At 35.1% G+C, this 15468-nt stretch carries 33 protein-coding genes; 4 read left to right on the top strand and 29 right to left on the bottom strand.

Annotation, left to right across the window (positions count from 1 at the left end):
- Positions 1-414: 414 nt before the first annotated feature.
- From IGJ00_RS06070 to IGJ00_RS05935, 28 genes are all read right to left on the bottom strand, one after another.
- A complete protein-coding gene (locus tag IGJ00_RS06070) occupies positions 415-705 on the bottom strand; it encodes a hypothetical protein (RefSeq protein ID WP_074799458.1) in 291 nt (96 codons plus the stop codon).
- Positions 705-890: a hypothetical protein gene (locus IGJ00_RS06065; protein ID WP_077152166.1), complete on the bottom strand. Its 186-nt coding sequence runs from the start codon at positions 888-890 to the stop codon at positions 705-707. Before IGJ00_RS06065 ends, IGJ00_RS06070 begins: the two co-directional genes overlap by 1 nt.
- Complete coding sequence (locus IGJ00_RS06060; protein ID WP_074799456.1) at positions 887-1195, bottom strand: hypothetical protein; 309 nt, start codon at positions 1193-1195, stop codon at positions 887-889. The genes IGJ00_RS06065 and IGJ00_RS06060 overlap by 4 nt, the downstream gene beginning before the upstream one ends.
- Positions 1195-1395: a hypothetical protein gene (locus IGJ00_RS06055; RefSeq protein WP_074799455.1), complete on the bottom strand. Its 201-nt coding sequence runs from the start codon at positions 1393-1395 to the stop codon at positions 1195-1197. Before IGJ00_RS06055 ends, IGJ00_RS06060 begins: the two co-directional genes overlap by 1 nt.
- A 2-nt stretch (positions 1396-1397) precedes the next feature.
- The gene (locus IGJ00_RS06050) at positions 1398-1739 is read right to left on the bottom strand and encodes a hypothetical protein (protein ID WP_074799454.1); all 342 of its coding nucleotides are present in this window, start codon (positions 1737-1739) and stop codon (positions 1398-1400) included.
- Positions 1736-2245, bottom strand: a complete 510-nt coding sequence (locus tag IGJ00_RS06045) for a DUF1642 domain-containing protein (protein ID WP_438844188.1) — start codon at positions 2243-2245, stop codon at positions 1736-1738. Before IGJ00_RS06045 ends, IGJ00_RS06050 begins: the two co-directional genes overlap by 4 nt.
- A gap of 15 nt (positions 2246-2260) precedes the next feature.
- Positions 2261-2593: a hypothetical protein gene (locus IGJ00_RS06040; RefSeq protein WP_438844187.1), complete on the bottom strand. Its 333-nt coding sequence runs from the start codon at positions 2591-2593 to the stop codon at positions 2261-2263.
- On the bottom strand, positions 2590-2910 hold the full coding sequence (locus IGJ00_RS06035) for a hypothetical protein (protein ID WP_438844186.1): 321 nt from the start codon (positions 2908-2910) through the stop codon (positions 2590-2592). Before IGJ00_RS06035 ends, IGJ00_RS06040 begins: the two co-directional genes overlap by 4 nt.
- The gene (locus tag IGJ00_RS06030; RefSeq protein WP_438844185.1) at positions 2910-3374 is read right to left on the bottom strand and encodes an SAM-dependent methyltransferase; all 465 of its coding nucleotides are present in this window, start codon (positions 3372-3374) and stop codon (positions 2910-2912) included. The genes IGJ00_RS06035 and IGJ00_RS06030 overlap by 1 nt, the downstream gene beginning before the upstream one ends.
- Positions 3375-3773 (bottom strand): YopX family protein, encoded by a 399-nt coding sequence (locus IGJ00_RS06025; protein ID WP_438844184.1) that lies wholly within the window; start codon positions 3771-3773, stop codon positions 3375-3377. It abuts the gene before it with no gap.
- A complete protein-coding gene (locus IGJ00_RS06020) occupies positions 3770-3901 on the bottom strand; it encodes a hypothetical protein (RefSeq protein ID WP_438844183.1) in 132 nt (43 codons plus the stop codon). Before IGJ00_RS06020 ends, IGJ00_RS06025 begins: the two co-directional genes overlap by 4 nt.
- Entirely contained in the window at positions 3898-4179 is a 282-nt protein-coding gene (locus IGJ00_RS06015) for a hypothetical protein (protein WP_438844182.1), read from the bottom strand. Before IGJ00_RS06015 ends, IGJ00_RS06020 begins: the two co-directional genes overlap by 4 nt.
- Entirely contained in the window at positions 4176-4349 is a 174-nt protein-coding gene (locus IGJ00_RS06010; protein ID WP_438844181.1) for a hypothetical protein, read from the bottom strand. Before IGJ00_RS06010 ends, IGJ00_RS06015 begins: the two co-directional genes overlap by 4 nt.
- Positions 4350-4361: 12 nt before the next feature.
- Positions 4362-4748, bottom strand: a complete 387-nt coding sequence (locus IGJ00_RS06005) for a hypothetical protein (protein ID WP_438844180.1) — start codon at positions 4746-4748, stop codon at positions 4362-4364.
- Complete coding sequence (locus tag IGJ00_RS06000; RefSeq protein ID WP_438844179.1) at positions 4745-4903, bottom strand: hypothetical protein; 159 nt, start codon at positions 4901-4903, stop codon at positions 4745-4747. Before IGJ00_RS06000 ends, IGJ00_RS06005 begins: the two co-directional genes overlap by 4 nt.
- Entirely contained in the window at positions 4900-5214 is a 315-nt protein-coding gene (locus IGJ00_RS05995; protein WP_438844178.1) for a hypothetical protein, read from the bottom strand. The genes IGJ00_RS06000 and IGJ00_RS05995 overlap by 4 nt, the downstream gene beginning before the upstream one ends.
- Positions 5211-5714 (bottom strand): hypothetical protein, encoded by a 504-nt coding sequence (locus tag IGJ00_RS05990; protein ID WP_176285272.1) that lies wholly within the window; start codon positions 5712-5714, stop codon positions 5211-5213. The genes IGJ00_RS05995 and IGJ00_RS05990 overlap by 4 nt, the downstream gene beginning before the upstream one ends.
- The gene (locus IGJ00_RS05985) at positions 5701-6021 is read right to left on the bottom strand and encodes a hypothetical protein (protein ID WP_438844177.1); all 321 of its coding nucleotides are present in this window, start codon (positions 6019-6021) and stop codon (positions 5701-5703) included. Before IGJ00_RS05985 ends, IGJ00_RS05990 begins: the two co-directional genes overlap by 14 nt.
- A complete protein-coding gene (locus tag IGJ00_RS05980) occupies positions 6015-6179 on the bottom strand; it encodes a hypothetical protein (RefSeq protein ID WP_438844176.1) in 165 nt (54 codons plus the stop codon). Before IGJ00_RS05980 ends, IGJ00_RS05985 begins: the two co-directional genes overlap by 7 nt.
- The gene (locus IGJ00_RS05975; RefSeq protein ID WP_438844175.1) at positions 6169-7125 is read right to left on the bottom strand and encodes a phage replisome organizer N-terminal domain-containing protein; all 957 of its coding nucleotides are present in this window, start codon (positions 7123-7125) and stop codon (positions 6169-6171) included. The genes IGJ00_RS05980 and IGJ00_RS05975 overlap by 11 nt, the downstream gene beginning before the upstream one ends.
- Positions 7126-7143: 18 nt before the next feature.
- Positions 7144-7830 (bottom strand): putative HNHc nuclease, encoded by a 687-nt coding sequence (locus tag IGJ00_RS05970; RefSeq protein ID WP_086334522.1) that lies wholly within the window; start codon positions 7828-7830, stop codon positions 7144-7146.
- A gap of 32 nt (positions 7831-7862) precedes the next feature.
- Entirely contained in the window at positions 7863-8747 is an 885-nt protein-coding gene (locus IGJ00_RS05965; RefSeq protein ID WP_438844174.1) for a DUF1351 domain-containing protein, read from the bottom strand.
- 1 nt (position 8748) lies between these two features.
- Entirely contained in the window at positions 8749-9441 is a 693-nt protein-coding gene (locus IGJ00_RS05960) for an ERF family protein (RefSeq protein WP_438844173.1), read from the bottom strand.
- 225 nt (positions 9442-9666) lie between these two features.
- Positions 9667-9798: a hypothetical protein gene (locus tag IGJ00_RS05955; RefSeq protein WP_438844172.1), complete on the bottom strand. Its 132-nt coding sequence runs from the start codon at positions 9796-9798 to the stop codon at positions 9667-9669.
- A 138-nt stretch (positions 9799-9936) separates the two neighbouring features.
- On the bottom strand, positions 9937-10125 hold the full coding sequence (locus IGJ00_RS05950; protein WP_077151697.1) for a hypothetical protein: 189 nt from the start codon (positions 10123-10125) through the stop codon (positions 9937-9939).
- An 11-nt stretch (positions 10126-10136) separates the two neighbouring features.
- A complete protein-coding gene (locus IGJ00_RS05945) occupies positions 10137-10892 on the bottom strand; it encodes a phage antirepressor KilAC domain-containing protein (RefSeq protein ID WP_438844171.1) in 756 nt (251 codons plus the stop codon).
- A 320-nt stretch (positions 10893-11212) separates the two neighbouring features.
- Positions 11213-11359, bottom strand: coding sequence for a hypothetical protein (locus IGJ00_RS05940; RefSeq protein WP_157799013.1), 147 nt, complete (start codon positions 11357-11359; stop codon positions 11213-11215).
- 33 nt (positions 11360-11392) lie between these two features.
- On the bottom strand, positions 11393-11587 hold the full coding sequence (locus tag IGJ00_RS05935) for a hypothetical protein (RefSeq protein ID WP_077152144.1): 195 nt from the start codon (positions 11585-11587) through the stop codon (positions 11393-11395).
- A gap of 290 nt (positions 11588-11877) precedes the next feature.
- On the opposite strand from IGJ00_RS05935, the gene IGJ00_RS05930 reads away from it, so the two are divergent.
- The 4 genes from IGJ00_RS05930 to IGJ00_RS05915 all read left to right on the top strand — a co-directional run bounded on the left by IGJ00_RS05930 (position 11878) and on the right by IGJ00_RS05915 (position 14941).
- A complete protein-coding gene (locus tag IGJ00_RS05930; protein WP_077152143.1) occupies positions 11878-12189 on the top strand; it encodes a helix-turn-helix domain-containing protein in 312 nt (103 codons plus the stop codon).
- A gap of 72 nt (positions 12190-12261) precedes the next feature.
- Positions 12262-12612 carry an ImmA/IrrE family metallo-endopeptidase gene (locus IGJ00_RS05925; RefSeq protein ID WP_242695366.1) on the top strand — a complete coding sequence of 117 codons (351 nt, stop codon included), beginning with the start codon at positions 12262-12264 and terminating at the stop codon, positions 12610-12612.
- A gap of 77 nt (positions 12613-12689) precedes the next feature.
- Positions 12690-13457 (top strand): LysM peptidoglycan-binding domain-containing protein, encoded by a 768-nt coding sequence (locus tag IGJ00_RS05920; protein ID WP_438844170.1) that lies wholly within the window; start codon positions 12690-12692, stop codon positions 13455-13457.
- Between the two features lie 119 nt (positions 13458-13576).
- Positions 13577-14941, top strand: coding sequence for a recombinase family protein (locus tag IGJ00_RS05915; RefSeq protein ID WP_438844169.1), 1365 nt, complete (start codon positions 13577-13579; stop codon positions 14939-14941).
- Between the two features lie 239 nt (positions 14942-15180).
- Here the strand turns inward: IGJ00_RS05915 and IGJ00_RS05910 are convergent, their stop codons facing one another.
- Positions 15181-15456 (bottom strand): hypothetical protein, encoded by a 276-nt coding sequence (locus IGJ00_RS05910; RefSeq protein ID WP_019724534.1) that lies wholly within the window; start codon positions 15454-15456, stop codon positions 15181-15183.
- Positions 15457-15468 lie beyond the last annotated feature (12 nt).

Genomic DNA, 15468 nt, shown 5'->3' with positions numbered 1-15468 from the left:
ATTCTTCTAAAAAAGGAAAATGCTATTATCGTTATCGTGGGGGAACAGGAGTGAGTTGTTTGATAAATTTGAGTATGTTTTTGTTTTTGATTCCTTTTTTTATTTTTATTGTTGTTTTCCTATTCTTCCATAATTGGAAAAAATATGACATCATACTTCTTCTATCTTCTTTACCTTCGATTTTCTTTATCTTAAAAATTGTATATCATTCATTATCAGATCCTATTTACTTGTTCAATTTCTATTTAATAGGTTTAATAATCACATCTATCTTCTACATAATTGTTCTTTTAATCATTTACAGAAGAAAGTAATTAGCCAACCGAAAGGGTTGGTTTTTTTGTTATCCACAGTATCCACAGCTTTATCCACAATATATTGTAGGAACGTATTTTCGCATACTATATATTGTATTTATCGTAAGATTTCCATATCCACTAATCGAGCAACTGCAATATTCGCTTTGCTCTTTGCTAGTTCTTTGTCACAGTCCATCGTATTCTCAATACGAATAACTGCTGAATGATTGTACACACGTTCTACATACCCTCTAATTGGATAAATGAACTCTTCTGCTTTGCAACGAACCATATCGCCAACTTTAATTTCTGATTCCGCTTGCTTAATAGGATTTTTAGTTGGTAGATCCATCATCAATCCACCAATTCCATAAGCATCAGTGTAAAATTCGTCTTTGAGTTTCATTACGTCTCCTCTGCATCTATCGCAATAACTATCTCGCTTTCAATTCCAACTCTATCTCCATCGGGATTTAATTTGAATTTCGATGGAGTCATTAAACACTTTTTACCATTTGAAATTACCCAAAAATACAACATTGCTTCTGCTGGCATATCTTCTAATAACTCTAAAGCTTCATTTACTTTCATTGGATTTCCTCCTGTTCTTCATTACTGAAAAACGAATAATAATAGTCTAGAGAAAACATTTGAGAGATTCTAGTAATTATCTTTTCATAAGCTTTCTCTCTGCATTCAGGACATAAATCTAAATCTTTAACTAATAATGTTTTCGTATTTTCTTCGTGAAAATTTCCGTACTCGTCTCTATAACCTATTTCTCTAACAGCACAACTAACAGATAAAAAGCTTCGTGACTCACCTTCATGAATAATTTCTTTCTTTTTACAAACATCACATGTAATTTCAGCTGTATATGTCTTTTTAGTTGCCATCACGCTTCCACCTGCTCTAACGCATAGCCAGCAATATTATTAGTGTAGAATTTCGCCTCACGTCTCACTTGAGTGCTTATTCCATAATATTCAAAAGAAATTTGATCCCTTTGCCAGTCCTCTATAAAATTTGTTACTTTTTCAAATTTCATTGTTGATCCGTCTTTATTCCATATGATTAAACTTTTATTTTTTTCCATTCCTATTCCTCCTGTTCCGAATACTGTTTTAAATACTCACTTACCAATTCCATTTTTTGTTGATTGTTTAAACTTTGGTAAGCTGCTTCCAAACAACTTAATGGTAAATCAGGAAAATACTTACTTGGTGTGCCATTCAAAAACAAATCTGATATCGACTCTAGCGGATCATTCGTTTCACATTCATTTTCTTTCATCCAGATGATCAAGTTTTGCTGATTCTCGTTGAGCTGCGCTTGCTTAAAATTCTTGATAATCTCAAGTACATCACGTGCAGTCATGTTGCCTTCTTCTATCATGTCGTAACCTAACTGACGCTCAATCTCCTTTATTAATTCGCTCATCTCTCATCTACCTCTTCCACAGGTACAGCAAACGACCAATAACGCTCATCGTATCTTTTAATTTCCTTTTCAGTAAGCTCGTAACGATGTTCTGTAAGGTATCTAGTGACAACTACAAACGCTTCATTGATCTCATCCCAAGCCAAAGCGCGGTCGTTTTCAGAGGGTAAATTGACGGTATATAACGGCTCTTTCTCGACCTCGTAGCCAAATAGCCAAGCGTGCGCAAATGTATTTTGATTCATGGTATCATCTAGCCACATCGCTGCTTGATGCATTGTTCCGATTAACTTGTTATCATATGCATTCAACGCTGTTGAAAGAGTCCATTCCTGACCTATGCAATAATTTAAATATTCAGCCACAAATTCCGGCACGACAGGCTCCTGCGGTACATTTGGCGCTGAGCTTTTCACTAAGTCAATTGCTCTTTCAATTCCTAAAACGACGTTGATATCTTCTTGTTTATCTAATAAATCATGTAGTTTTTCAATTAGTTCATTCATCGCTGTTCCTCCTTCTTAGAATTTCTTTCCACCGTGCTTGTAAGGTCTGCTTTTGTTAAACTCATGTTTACGTTCAATGATTTCTTGCAGATCAATTTTATATCTTTCACACATATCCATGATCCTGATAACTACATCAGCCAGTTCTGATGGTACACCTTCAAGTTTTCCGTTTTCGCCCATGTAAGTTTCGTTTAACTCGTGACCGTTTCTAGATTCTTCTAGTGCTTCTGATAGTTCTGAATGACATAAAGCGATCAATGTTCCGAACTCTCTTTCTTCATCCCACCAACCATGATTTACAGCATTCTCATGTATTTCTTTTTGTAATTGTTTAATTGTCTTCATTTTTGTTTCTCCTTTTCCGAATTACTTATTTCCTTAATAAATTTTTTTACAGCTTGATTGATTATTTCATCAGCATCGTATGGTGAGCATGGAATATATAAACCTTGCCAGTCACTAGGTTCTCGTATTGATAATCCTATAAATCCATCAAATTTCTTCAATTCGATGTAGCACAACTGTTTGCCTCTGTACATGAGTATTCTGTAACCTTTACTGTTAATGGATTTACTCAACTTTTTACTAACTGTGACATTTTTATTTTTTAAGTAATCCTCTAGATCGGTAGAAAAATTTAAGAACGATAATTGTTCATTCATCACTGTTCCTCTTTCGTAAAAACTAACCAGTGAGTTTGACTCCTTTTATTTCCAAACAAAGGACTGTATGGTTCTATTGCTTTCAACACATCTTTAAGCTTTACCTGGTTCTCATTCCATTTGAAAATCAATGTTCCGCTAGGCTTCAAGACTCGCATGCATTCGGACATACCTCGCTTTATATCTTCTGGCCAGTTCTCTTTATCTAACTGTCCGTATTGACCTTTCATAATCGAATTCTGGCCAGCCCATTTCAAATGTGGTGGATCGAATACAACTAAATCGTAAACATTATTTTCAAAAGGCATGTCTCTAAAATCAGCTACAACATCTGGTTTCACATTGATCCTCTTTCCGTGAATCTCGTACTCTTCTTCTCGTATATCCATATAAGTTGCAAAACTACAATCTTTATCGAACCAGAACAAACGACTACCGCAGCATGCATCTAATATTTTAGGCAATCACTTTACCTCCAATAACTCTGGATTCTCGTATTCATTTCCGATGACCCTTACATAGGGTTTTAGCCGAGCTAATAATAGTTCCCCAACACACCAAGTTAAATCGTGATGATTCCATCCAACTACATAATTTCCCTCGATCTCCATTCCTGCACCGCTATCTTCTTTTCTTTGAAATGGATGATTTTCGACCGCTACAATATCTCCCTCAAAGATCTCCACACCTTTTTTATCTTTTAGTCCCGTAGATTGCATGAGTATGGTATCGACTTCAAAGCTGTACCAATCACCTCTACCGTTTTCTATGGATAAATAGCCTATATTATCGCTAAAATCTATTAATTCAACTTCATGCATTGACTTGTTTTTCTTATCCCATGCTCGAAACTTCGGTGTCATTTGCTGTCCTCCATACTCTCAAAAATAGCAATAGCTTTTTCTATGCCTTTTCGCTCTTCGCCAGTAGCGCATGCGTATAGATAGCTTCTTAATCGACGAATGGCTTTACTAATTGATATTCGTTTCATTTGCCGTCCTCCAAATCAAGATACTTTCTTAAACTACGTAACCCTTTGCCACGTTTTTTCGTTTTACGTTCAATCCACATTCCTGTTGTTCCCCAGTAGTCAATGGTCCCCTTATGTGTATGGATTGAAAATTGGTGATTGCTTGGGTAATGGGTAAACTCGAATCCCAGCGCTTTAATATTTTTTGTAGCTGAATCCCCCATTCTTTTAACATGCTGTTTTCGACGTTCTTTAAGATAGGGTTTTACGTCTCTCCAGTATTCGGCCAAATCACTCATTTGCTGTCCTCTTTCTGTAACTCACCATAAATGGAACATCTACGACGAATTGCTTTTACTCTGCGTTCGTTTTCGAGCGTAGGTTGTATTTTATATGCTCTTTTTGCACCCTTTAGTTGATTTCGAGTACCTCTTAATGCATCTGAATATAATACTTTTGGTGCATCCATTTATTGTCCCTCCTACTTATTTTCTGTAATGGTGAAAGGTACAATGCTCTCAGGCATATAGTTGACTTCATATTTGTATTGGTTCACTTCAGCGCCTGCAAGATCTTCTATCACGTACATATTGAACTGCGTCATGTTGATTAAATGCTTTTTATAAACTCCTTCTTCCGTTTCGACTAGTATCTCAAGCTTTTCAGAATTACTAGTGTTTACCGAAATTCTTCCAATAACCTCAAACTCTACCGTGTTAGATAATGTGTTCATAACAGCGACACGACGAATTACATTGAAGTTATCTGCTTCTTGGCTTACGTTATGAGACACTTTCGTAGCTTGACGACATGCCGATAAACTAAAAACCATTCCTATAGTCACAATGATTATAATTATTTTTTTCATTTGCTAATCTCCTCGACAAGCTCTTTTAATTCACAAACTAACGATTCATACAAATACTTAATGGACTCTGGAGTCAGCAAATGAACACTTTCTATATTAAGTATGTGGTCCTCTAGCGTCTCTGCTAATTCATCTTTAAGAGTTTCATCAGTCATTTGTCTTCCTCCGTCTCATATTCAACTTCTGTATCGTATTGGTTGTAAATGACATTCACGTGTTCATTAATTTCCTCGCCTTCTCTTACCCAAGGCTTCTTACCATCGAACATAGGAATCCCGATCCCCTCAATAAAATTAGATCGATTATGAACAATGTTATAAGAGATATATTCAGCAATTTCTTCTAATGTTTCATATTCATAAAAATATTTATTAAATACTTTGAACCATTCTTCGTTAAAGTATTCTGGATCAAGTTCAACTTTTATGTTGTCAGTCCTAGTCATTTCAATTTTGATGGTTTTCATTTTTCTTCCTCCAAGTATTTGAATGTTCGCTTCTTAACGTCTGTCGTTTCCCTTTTCGCATACATATATATCGTGCTGGGCTTCAAGCCTAGCTCCCGACCGATATCTTCACATAATCCCTGAACTAAGATTTTTCCATCGTGATATACGGCGATTCTTTTCCTTTTTTGATTTCTTTTTATATATTGATTTTTTTCTTCATCTGGAATATTTTGTTCACGCCACTTGGCCCAAACCGAACCACCAACGCCAAGTGCTTCTTTAATGGCTTTGACAGTGTAACCAGTTTTTCGTAGTCTCTTATAATCTTCATAAGTGAATGTTTCAAAATTCATCTTTTGCAGAGGGTGTGAGTCGTCCATCGTGTCATAATCAATGAAGCCTCGTATCACCTGAACCTTCTTAAGCTCTTCGTCTGTTAGATCCTCAACGGATCGACCTCTCATTATCTGCATCATCTTTTTTCGATATAAACGTTTTTCTTGCTTAGATAAACTCATTCGATCCTCCTTCGATTGTGCATACCTCTTCAAACTGTCTGGTGATACGCTCAAGCAACTTTTTATACTCGATAATACTTTTTATCACACGACCTTCTCTCATCACGTAGTCACGCTGTATGGCTCTTAAACACATAGTCAGTGTTTGATAGTAGCCAACAAATGAAGTCGCTTCTTCCTGCTCGCCTTTAGCACTTTCGGTATATTGGATCTTTCCAGACTCATCACGTACAACACGTGAGAGAACGATATTTTTGCAATCACTTGTAGTTGTGATCCGATAGTCCTCTATTCGCATATCTAACATTCTTCCTGCGCCTCCTTTATTATTTTTAGTACATGTGCTAGTGCGCTCTCACGTCCCGTATGGAACGCATTGAGCCACTCATCGTTATAAGCTAAACTTCGTCTTAACTCTTCGACACGCATCATTTCAAGTTGTGCAATAAGTTGGTTAACAGTCATCTTCTTTCTCCTCTTGAGCTTTCTGTGCCAAGTAAGCTTCGAAACGTGCTTCGATTTCTGCTTTTCGTTGTGGATCAAGTTCTTTTTCTTCTTGCGATTTATTGGCCCATTCTGGTAATTTCTCACGACGGACATTTTTTTGATAACTCCGACTTATAGATTTTACTTGCTGACTTTTTCGCATTTCTTCTTCTCCCTCAATGGCAGATTTACTAAATAGTCGTTTATTAAAACGATTCTTAAGGATTCCTTCTAGATAATTCCATCGACGGTTATTATTTTCTATTGCTGTATTTACACCATGGATCATCCATGCATCTGCTTGCTCAATGGTTAGGCCTGCTTCTTCCAAGTCTTTTAACCAAAAATTGATATTATCCCCCATAGTATTTCCATAAGGACTACCAAACCCATTTTTTTCAATATACGAATATATTTGAATCGAATACTGTTTTAATTCAGGAGCATCTTGTTTTTCTATGTCTTTGTCTTTCTCTAACTCTTTCTCTAACTCTTTCTCTAACTCTGGGCGACCTTTTCCAGACAGCTTCTGGACATTGTCCTCCCTTGCTCTTTGAACTCGTTTTTGTCTTGCATATTCTGTTTCTGAACCTACTAATTCGCTTAGTTGGTTGAGATATATTTCTCCACTATCTAATATTTTTATTAACCCAATTTTATTGAATAGATCCATAGCTACTTTCACTGTGTCTGCATTTGAACTTGTTAATCTTGCCAAGGATTCAGGATCGTAGGGAATCATTAAATTTCCTACATTCCTAACTAATAGACCTTCTGTTTTTAAAGATTTAAGACAGAGTTTTAGATAAAATAAGCAATATTCCTTACCGTTAGGTTGTTCTTCTAACCATTCGATAGTGTCTTCTTCAAAAAAATCTTCTTTTAATTTGAGCCAGTAATAACGTTTCTTTTGTTTGTCTGACAATTCAATACCACCTTTTTCTTATCCGCCGATATTTAATTTATTGATCGTTTCTTGATTTAACTTAATCCCTTTGATTTGATACTTATTTTTAAAATTAGCCACACCTAATTGATGTTTTTCCGTGTGATGGATTCTACAAAGTGCTGCGAACGTGTACTCTGAATGATCAATTTTCTTACGTTTCCGTCTACCCAATGCTTTATCGAAGTGATCAATGTCAGCTCCTGTTCTTCCACAAATACAACAGACTCTTTTCGTAATACACTTGTAGAAGTAGTATTCTTGATTCGCTGGTAAAATTTCATATCCTTCTTTGAATGGAATATGATGTTCAAAGATGAAATCTAAGATGATATTTGCTAGGATGTTTACGTCACTTACAGTTGTATCCGATTCGTCTTTGAGGCTTATTTTTCGCCCTGTGACACCTTCAAAACGAAAGTAGAAGAATTCCTTCCAGAAATCTATTGGTGTGCCTGTATCGATGAAGATATCGCCTATGAGCGCATAGATGAAATTTCTTTGCTGGGCTGTGAAGCGACGTGGATCAATAAAGCGAATTTCAATGATTCGATCACCTTCATAGCCTTCGTACATCGTTTTAAGTCGTTCGATGTTTACTTCTTCGTTGATTGTTGCGCTAATTTCTTGTCCTTTGAAATGCTTTAATATCGCAGAATATGAATCGATTAGCGGTTTAAACAATTAAATCACTTCTTTTTCTTCTGATTCGTTGATCAATTCATCTCAACGGAGTACTCTACACCTAAGCTTTCAATCGTTTGTTTGATAACTGACAGTTGTTTAGCAGTGCCTGTAATATTTAGAGAAAAGGAATACTTCGGTTCATCGGTGTCTATTTCTTGCGGTGTTCCCACAGCTCTTTCTGGCGTTGCTGTTTGTTTGATCTGTTTTTCTGTCTCTTCTATTTCTTTCTCTTCTTTTTCTCTTAATTCTTTGACAGTTTGATCTATCTTTGGAAAAATCTGTGCTGCAGTTAGTCCTTCATCAATTAAAGAGATCCAAGCCATTGACTCAAGACCATAAGCTTTTACATAGCTTTCAACCAACGATTTTTGCTGTTCATAGTTTTCTTTTTCTTGTTTTATTGCTGTGCATTCAGAAATTATTTCTTCTTCAATTTTTTTCGTTAAATTGTTTTTGGCTGTAAAACTTGAAGCATTCAGCCAATTACTTTGGAGGCTGATTTCATTAGGTTCAATCTCAGCCTTACTTGCTTGTTTTTTGATGAATGCCAAAACAATTGTTTTTCGTTCTTCCTTTGTTTTAGCTTCAAATTCTTTGATTTGGTCATCAATACCTTTAGATGCTAGTTTGATCTCATCGCTGTAGGCTTTAATTTGTTTTTCAAATGCAGCAAGAGGTTCACTAAACTCCTTCTTCACTTCTATTCGTTTAGAATCTATCAAATCAAAAATTCGATTTAGTTCCGCTCTTGCTTTCTTAGCATCTGCAATATCCTCTTCTTTAAAAATCAAATTTTCAAAACGCTTAACAGTTGCATCGATCAAATTCGCTAATTGATGTTCATTAACAATTTCAATTACACTTGGTTGATAATTAACATCAAAGATGACTTCTGTTGATAGTTCATTGCTCATTTTATAAATCCTCCCAAGATGGTTTATTGTGATTTTCCGATTCTTTTTTCTTCTGCTCTGCTTTCAGTGCATAGCGTTTAAGAAATCCAATGATTTTCGAATAGGAATTTCTGTCAATTTGTTTAAAGCTACTAAAACCGCTTCTTTCTAGCGTTGTAGCAATTATGAATTCTTTTTCTTGATTAGTTAACTGAGCGATTCGATGAACATAATCATCAAATGCCTGTTTAAACTCAGAATCTAAATCATTGTCATTCTGAATTTTTTCATTCTCATCAACACCAATTTTGGCGTCATCATCCCCATCTGCGACAACTCCAAATGAGCTAGCCAGCGAATACCTTTTTGCATAAGTAATTACACTGCCTAAAGATTGTGGATTTTTTGTATTACATGGAAAGCCTAAAGGACCATATAGAATGTACTGACCGCTTGAATGATAAACGCACGTTGTTACTGCAACATGGTTATCACTTGTAACTACATCTTGACCAAAATCAATCCCACTATCAGACTCTTGAGCAGCATTTCTTATAGCGGATTCAATAGATTTAAGTGTTGCGTACTCAAATTTCATTTCCCCACCATTTTTTGTTCCATAGTTTACAGAGGCATCGAATTTAGGTTGTTGTAGCTTACCTTTCAATTGATATAGCCCTTTATAAATCTCATTTGTTTCTTCACTAGTCTTCATCTACTTCATCCTCCACTTCATTAATAGTCGGTTTACCCCAATCAGGAATAGTTAAATATTCATCTAAAGTGGAAAGTTCATTATTCATATGCTAAAATCTCCTTAGATATGTTTTGTATGTGACTCATTGCTTTGGACGGCTGAGTCACTTTTTTTTGTATTTTTCTCCACACTTTGGACAATAAAAAGCATGTCTGTAAAATAGATGCTCTTTTATTTTTTCTCTTAGTTCCATCTAATTTCCTGCCATTTCTTTTGTTTATTGATTAGCTGTTTGCTTAAATTAGTTGACTTATTGTCATACCACCATCTATCAGCAATCATTTTTCCTTTCTTCAAAGCTTCTTTTCGATCCATACATTCTCCTTTCCTTCGAATCTAATAGGTTTATCAACACCATTAGACTTGCAAAAATACTTCCTCCCACTACGCTGTAGTGTGCTACTAGTACGAGTAAACCTAAGATGGCTCCAATAAAAAGCGTGTCTGTCTTTTTCATAGTCTTATCTCCCTATTTTTAATTTCTAACATTCGTAAATCTTCAAGCTCCATCGCAATCAGCTCTGCTTGTCTATCTGAAAGCTCATCGGCTTTTCTGAGTGCTGCACGATCATCTTGTAATTCTTTTCTACGTAGCCTAATAAGATTGAGGATTTGATGTTCTTGTTGTACTGTATAAGCCATCAACTTACCTCCTATACATCCTCATTCAAAAATTTATTTATAAAGTATTGCTGTCCTTTACCAGTAACAAGAGGCGTGAACTTTGTCACTAACTCACCTTGAGAATTCGTGCGTACATGCTCCCTCACGTCCATAATTCCTAAATCCATAGAACGTTGCGTTGGTTGATTCTTACGTCGTCCGTCTCGACAAAGATAACCATTCTCTCTTAACCAAATGAACAAACGATTTTGCCCAATATTTATACCGTTTTGTTTTAGAATCGTGGCTAATTCTTTAACCAAACATGAATTAACGCTACCTCTTACTGCATCTGAGAATAATGCTTTAGGTTGCATTTCTTGGATAACCAAATCTTTTTGTTTTAGTTGTTCACCTGCTTGTAACAGCAAATCTGCTAGTGAGTTTGGATTGTGTGTAATCTCATACGCTTTTTGATCGGTTAGGTATGCACCGTTCTTTCTAATTGTTGGTAGAACTTCACTCGTTACCCATCGTTTGAACTTTCTAGCACTTGGCAGCTTGGATTTAAGTATTAAGCTGTATAGCCCTGATTCGTTGATGATCGTCATCTCTCTTGATTGACCTGAGGTCGTGATTCGCGACCCCATCTTATCTTCCAAATCTACATGCCGCGACAAAGCGTCTTTAGTGTTTGAATAACCCAAAACACTCGCAACGTCTTTACCAACAAAATATGGTTCATCATTTACTAAAATTGTCCGAACTTCTTTTTGTTCGAAATTAAAAATTTGTGGTGTATTCATAATTTTCTCCTTTCAAATCAAACTAGTAATTTAAAATCAGTACCACTACAAATAACGATTCAAGTAATAAATTAAAATAGGTGATCTTTACTAGCATAAAGATCATGAACTCAATAATAGACACGTCAAGTCATTATAAAATCTCATCCTCATATTCTTAATTTCGGGTATTCGTAAATTTTCTAGCTCGTTCGCTATTGTTTTTACTCTGTAATCAGAAAATTTATTACCTATTATCAAAGTAGAACGATTATCTTACAGCTTTATCTACCGTTTTTTGATAAATCCTGCAATCATATGCTCTGGTTGGTTTGTATATATCATTTCTCACTATCATCTTTAAATACAGGTTCCACTACAACTCCAGTCCTACGGGTAATGCTCTTTGCAATAACCCACCAAGCTCGTCGAATCGCTTCAGAAGAAGGTTTGTTTTCTAGTACAATAATTAAGTCTTCTTTTGCCATAATTCCCCTCCTATCATTAAACTCGATTTCTCGCTACCTTCGAATTCGATAGTCACGAATAATTTCTAAAATAGTTTTATTCGCTTTTGGACCACTCCAGTGTCCATCAATAATTTGTTGCATACGAACTCGTGTATACCCATATGCAGTAGCTAGATCGTCCATAGTGATGCTGTTTTTCTTCATGAAAGCTTTGATTGCTTCGCGACCATTATCAAGATTCGACATGTGCTCCCTCCTCGTTTCATTAATTATGTAAGTTAAGTTGATAGAAATTTGTATAAAAAGTTGACTTAAATTATACATTCGTATACTATATAGACATAGATAAATACGCCTATAACAAAACCTTTAATTCGCACTTGGTCGCCAAACTTTATGCTATAAGGTGTGTTTTAGTTTGCTATTTTTCTATCAAATTAACTTACAAATAAATAATAATACATTCGTGTACTTCGGTCAACCCTTTAGTTACATTTTGTATACTTTTTATTTGTTTAGAATTGGGGAAGTCTTATATGACACTGTTTGAAAGGATAAAAAAACTAGCTGCAAAACGTCAAAAAAGCATGAAAGAAGTTGCTGTTGAATTAGGTTTTAGTGAAAATCTTTTTTATAGATGGAAAACTACTGAACCTAAAGCTAGAGATTTAGAAAAAGTTGCCGACTATTTTGGAGTATCTGTCGATTACCTCTTAGGTCGTGAAGATAAAATATCATTAGCTGAGAAACATGGAATTTTTGCTTTTGACGGTGGCGATATAACTGATGAAGAAGTAGAATTTTTAAGGTCTGTTTTAGCTGCAAAGCGAGCTGCCGAAAAAAAGTAAAGTGATGTGATGATTTTGTGTAGTGACATTAATAGACATTTATTAAGCTTAGTATCTGACATGGGTTTAGAGTTGCATTTTATTGAAATGGAAAGAAGTGGTTTTTATTTATCTGAGGAAAAAGCAATATTGTTAAGTAAGAAATTGCTTGATAAAAACTCTGATTTCGAAATTTCGCATGAGCTTGGACATTGTATAAAGAAACATGAAGAATTGACTGCATTTTACAACGCAACTGATTCAGCTAGAAGAAAATTTGAGTTTGAAGCGAATAAGATTGCTATTGAAATCTTATTGTTCCTATGGTCAAACGAATATGATTTTGAAAAAGAGCATCTAAATGCAGTAAAATTCATGGAATACTATCAAATTCCTTGGAACTTAGAAAACTGTGTTCGAGAAACTATGAGCAATTTTGTATAAAAATTGTCCATGCTTCATCACGAGCAATATATCTGTTTTTCGCCTCTTACATTATAATATGAACGGAGAAATAAAAAATGAAAAAGTTATATTTAGGGCTTGCTATTCTAGGAGTATTCATTTTAGGTGCATGTAACTCTAATACTCGTTCTGATTCAAGCAAAACTTTAAATAGTTCAACAAAAGAAACTAAGATAAGTTCAACAAAAACTAGCTTAAGTTCCACCTCTGAAAGTTCCATAAGTACATCTACTACCTCAAGGGCGCAAGAAACATCGGATAGTAGTATTAACTCTACGCAAACAGCTGATACAACTAGCTATCAGTCCATCTTAAATGAGTATACACTTAAGATTCAAAATGCTACACCAGGATTAATTCAGGAATTTAGAAATGAAGCATCAACAAATACTAGTGGAATTGATGGGCTAGCAGCAATTTCTAACAATAAAGTCGAAAAACTGGCAATAATCTCGACTGACGGTGTTAATCAAATGGCAAATTTACATTATTCACTGTCTGATGATTATTCTATCTATGAATCATGGGTAAATCAACTAATCACCATCTACACTGAAGAATCACAAAAAATTATAGGAGAATATCTAGCTAGTTCAGTAGCAACAAATAGCGCTCATACTGGAATAACAACTAGTTCTCCTGATACTCAAGCACAAACAACGCCTTCATCTGAGCCTACTGTAACGACAACTGTCCAAGCAGGAGAAAGCCCACAGGATATAGCTACTAGATCAGGAATAAGTATGGATGCATTATTCAATTTGAATGGAATGGATCCAAACAACTACATGCTTTACCCTGGACAGGAACTAAGAATAAAGTAAATATAAAAAAACAAAACACGTCCCACTGACCAAAGTAAGTACGTGTTAAGTAATCAAAAACCTAGCAATAGGCTCTTGCTATACAGTCTATTGTAGCAAAGAAAGTGAGTAATTACACTATGAAAAGAGCTGCATTGTACATCCGAGTTTCCAGCGATCAACAAGCAAAATTCGGTGATAGTTTAAGAGAACAGCAAGATACACTTCAAGAATATGTAAAAACGCAAAAAGATATGATCGTTCATTCAATTTATATTGATGACGGGATAAGCGGTCAGAAACTAGAACGAGATGAATTTAAGCGCTTAATGAATGATATTGACTCTGGTTTAGTTGATATTATTCTATTCACAAAATTAGATCGTTGGTTTAGATCGTTAAAACACTATTTAAATACACAGGAATTACTCGAAAAAAATCACGTCCATTGGATTGCTGTTTCTCAACCTTACTATGACACTACTACAGCATATGGGAGAACATTCATTAATCAAGTTATGAGCTTTGCCGAACTTGAAGCGCAAATGACAAGCGAGCGTATGAAATCTGTATTTGCAAACAAGGTGAAAATGGGCGAAGTTATAAGTGGCTCTACCCCGCTTGGTTACTCTATAGATGATAAACGCTTAAAGCCGGACAATCAAGCGCATATAGCGCAAGCTGTATTCGCATACTACAACGAGCATGCTAACCTAAATAAGACAGCTAAATTCCTTTTAGAAGAATATGGTATATCTCGCACCATGCAAGCTATTCGTTCCATGCTAAGAAATAAAAAATATATAGGAGAGTTTAGAGATAACAAAAATTTTTGCGAACCTATTATAAACCAAGAACTGTTTTTTTCTGTTAACCGGCAATTGTCCATGAACCAAAAATCTAATGTCAAAAATATGTATTTGTTCTCAGGTATTCTAGTATGCGGTGAATGCGGTAAAAAAATGAACTCAGGTCAAAAATCAGCCTGGGGAAATAAAAGAAAAGATGGCACACGTATCAAGTACCCTCCTAAATCTATGTATTCTTGCCGTTACGCGTACCAACATCCTAAATGTCTGAATACTAAGTCAATACGTGAACACGTATTAGAAGCACGTTTGTTAGACAATATAGACGATCTTATCAGCGTGGAAATAAATGAACTAAAATCAGTCAAAAAAAAACTGCCTGACAATAAGTATAAACAAAAAGCTATAGAAAAGAAAATTGATAGATTAAAAAATGCTTACCTTAACGAAGTTATCAGTTTAAACGAATTTAAACACGATAGGCAAAAATTATTAACTGAACTAAGCGAGCTTACTTTAACATCTGAAGAAAATAGCACTAAACAAAAAATCGAGAACCTTGAAACTCTCCTAAGTATGAATATTAAAAAAAACTATAGTAATATGGAAATGTATGAACAAAAAACGTTCTGGCGATCATTTATAAAAAATATTAAATTCGACTCTTCAAAAAAAATTACAGTTAATTTCCTATAATTAATGCAGACCTACTAACGAATAGTGTCAGACATGCAAGATTGAGGGTCTTGTGAGCGCAAGCTCGTGTGGGTTCAAATCCCATCGTCTGCATAAATAAGTAAAACTCATGGTTTATGCCATGAGTTTTTTTGTTTTTATTTGAAAAACAAGGCAGTTCAACGAGTCAATTTACATTTTTTTCTACCTATATAAGAGTAATCCATTCGTCATTGCTATCAAACATTGTTTTTGTTCTCTCATTTGATGATCTTCTGTTTAGGGAAGAGACTATTTTCAAAAGCGACAACAATGTTTGGTTTTTCTAATACCGTGTAGTCTTTGACGACAAATTGCTTACGGTTATTATAGTAGCCTTTCACAAATATCTTCATTCCTTCATCGACATCGGCAATAAAATTAAGACTATGATTAGCAATCAAGCAATTCTCTGACCCTAAAGTAAAACGGATCAGTGGTCGTTCCCCTAGTTTGATCGTTCTGATTTTTGAGACCGTGCCATATTTTCTTTCCATTGTCATCTCTCC

It is taken from the genome of Enterococcus sp. AZ062, from assembly GCF_051715065.1.
GTDB classification, from domain to species: Bacteria; Bacillota; Bacilli; order Lactobacillales; family Enterococcaceae; genus Enterococcus_B; species Enterococcus_B mundtii.
The sequence above is the reverse complement of the archived record's forward strand: the minus strand, read 5'-3'. Positions and strand labels throughout refer to the sequence as shown.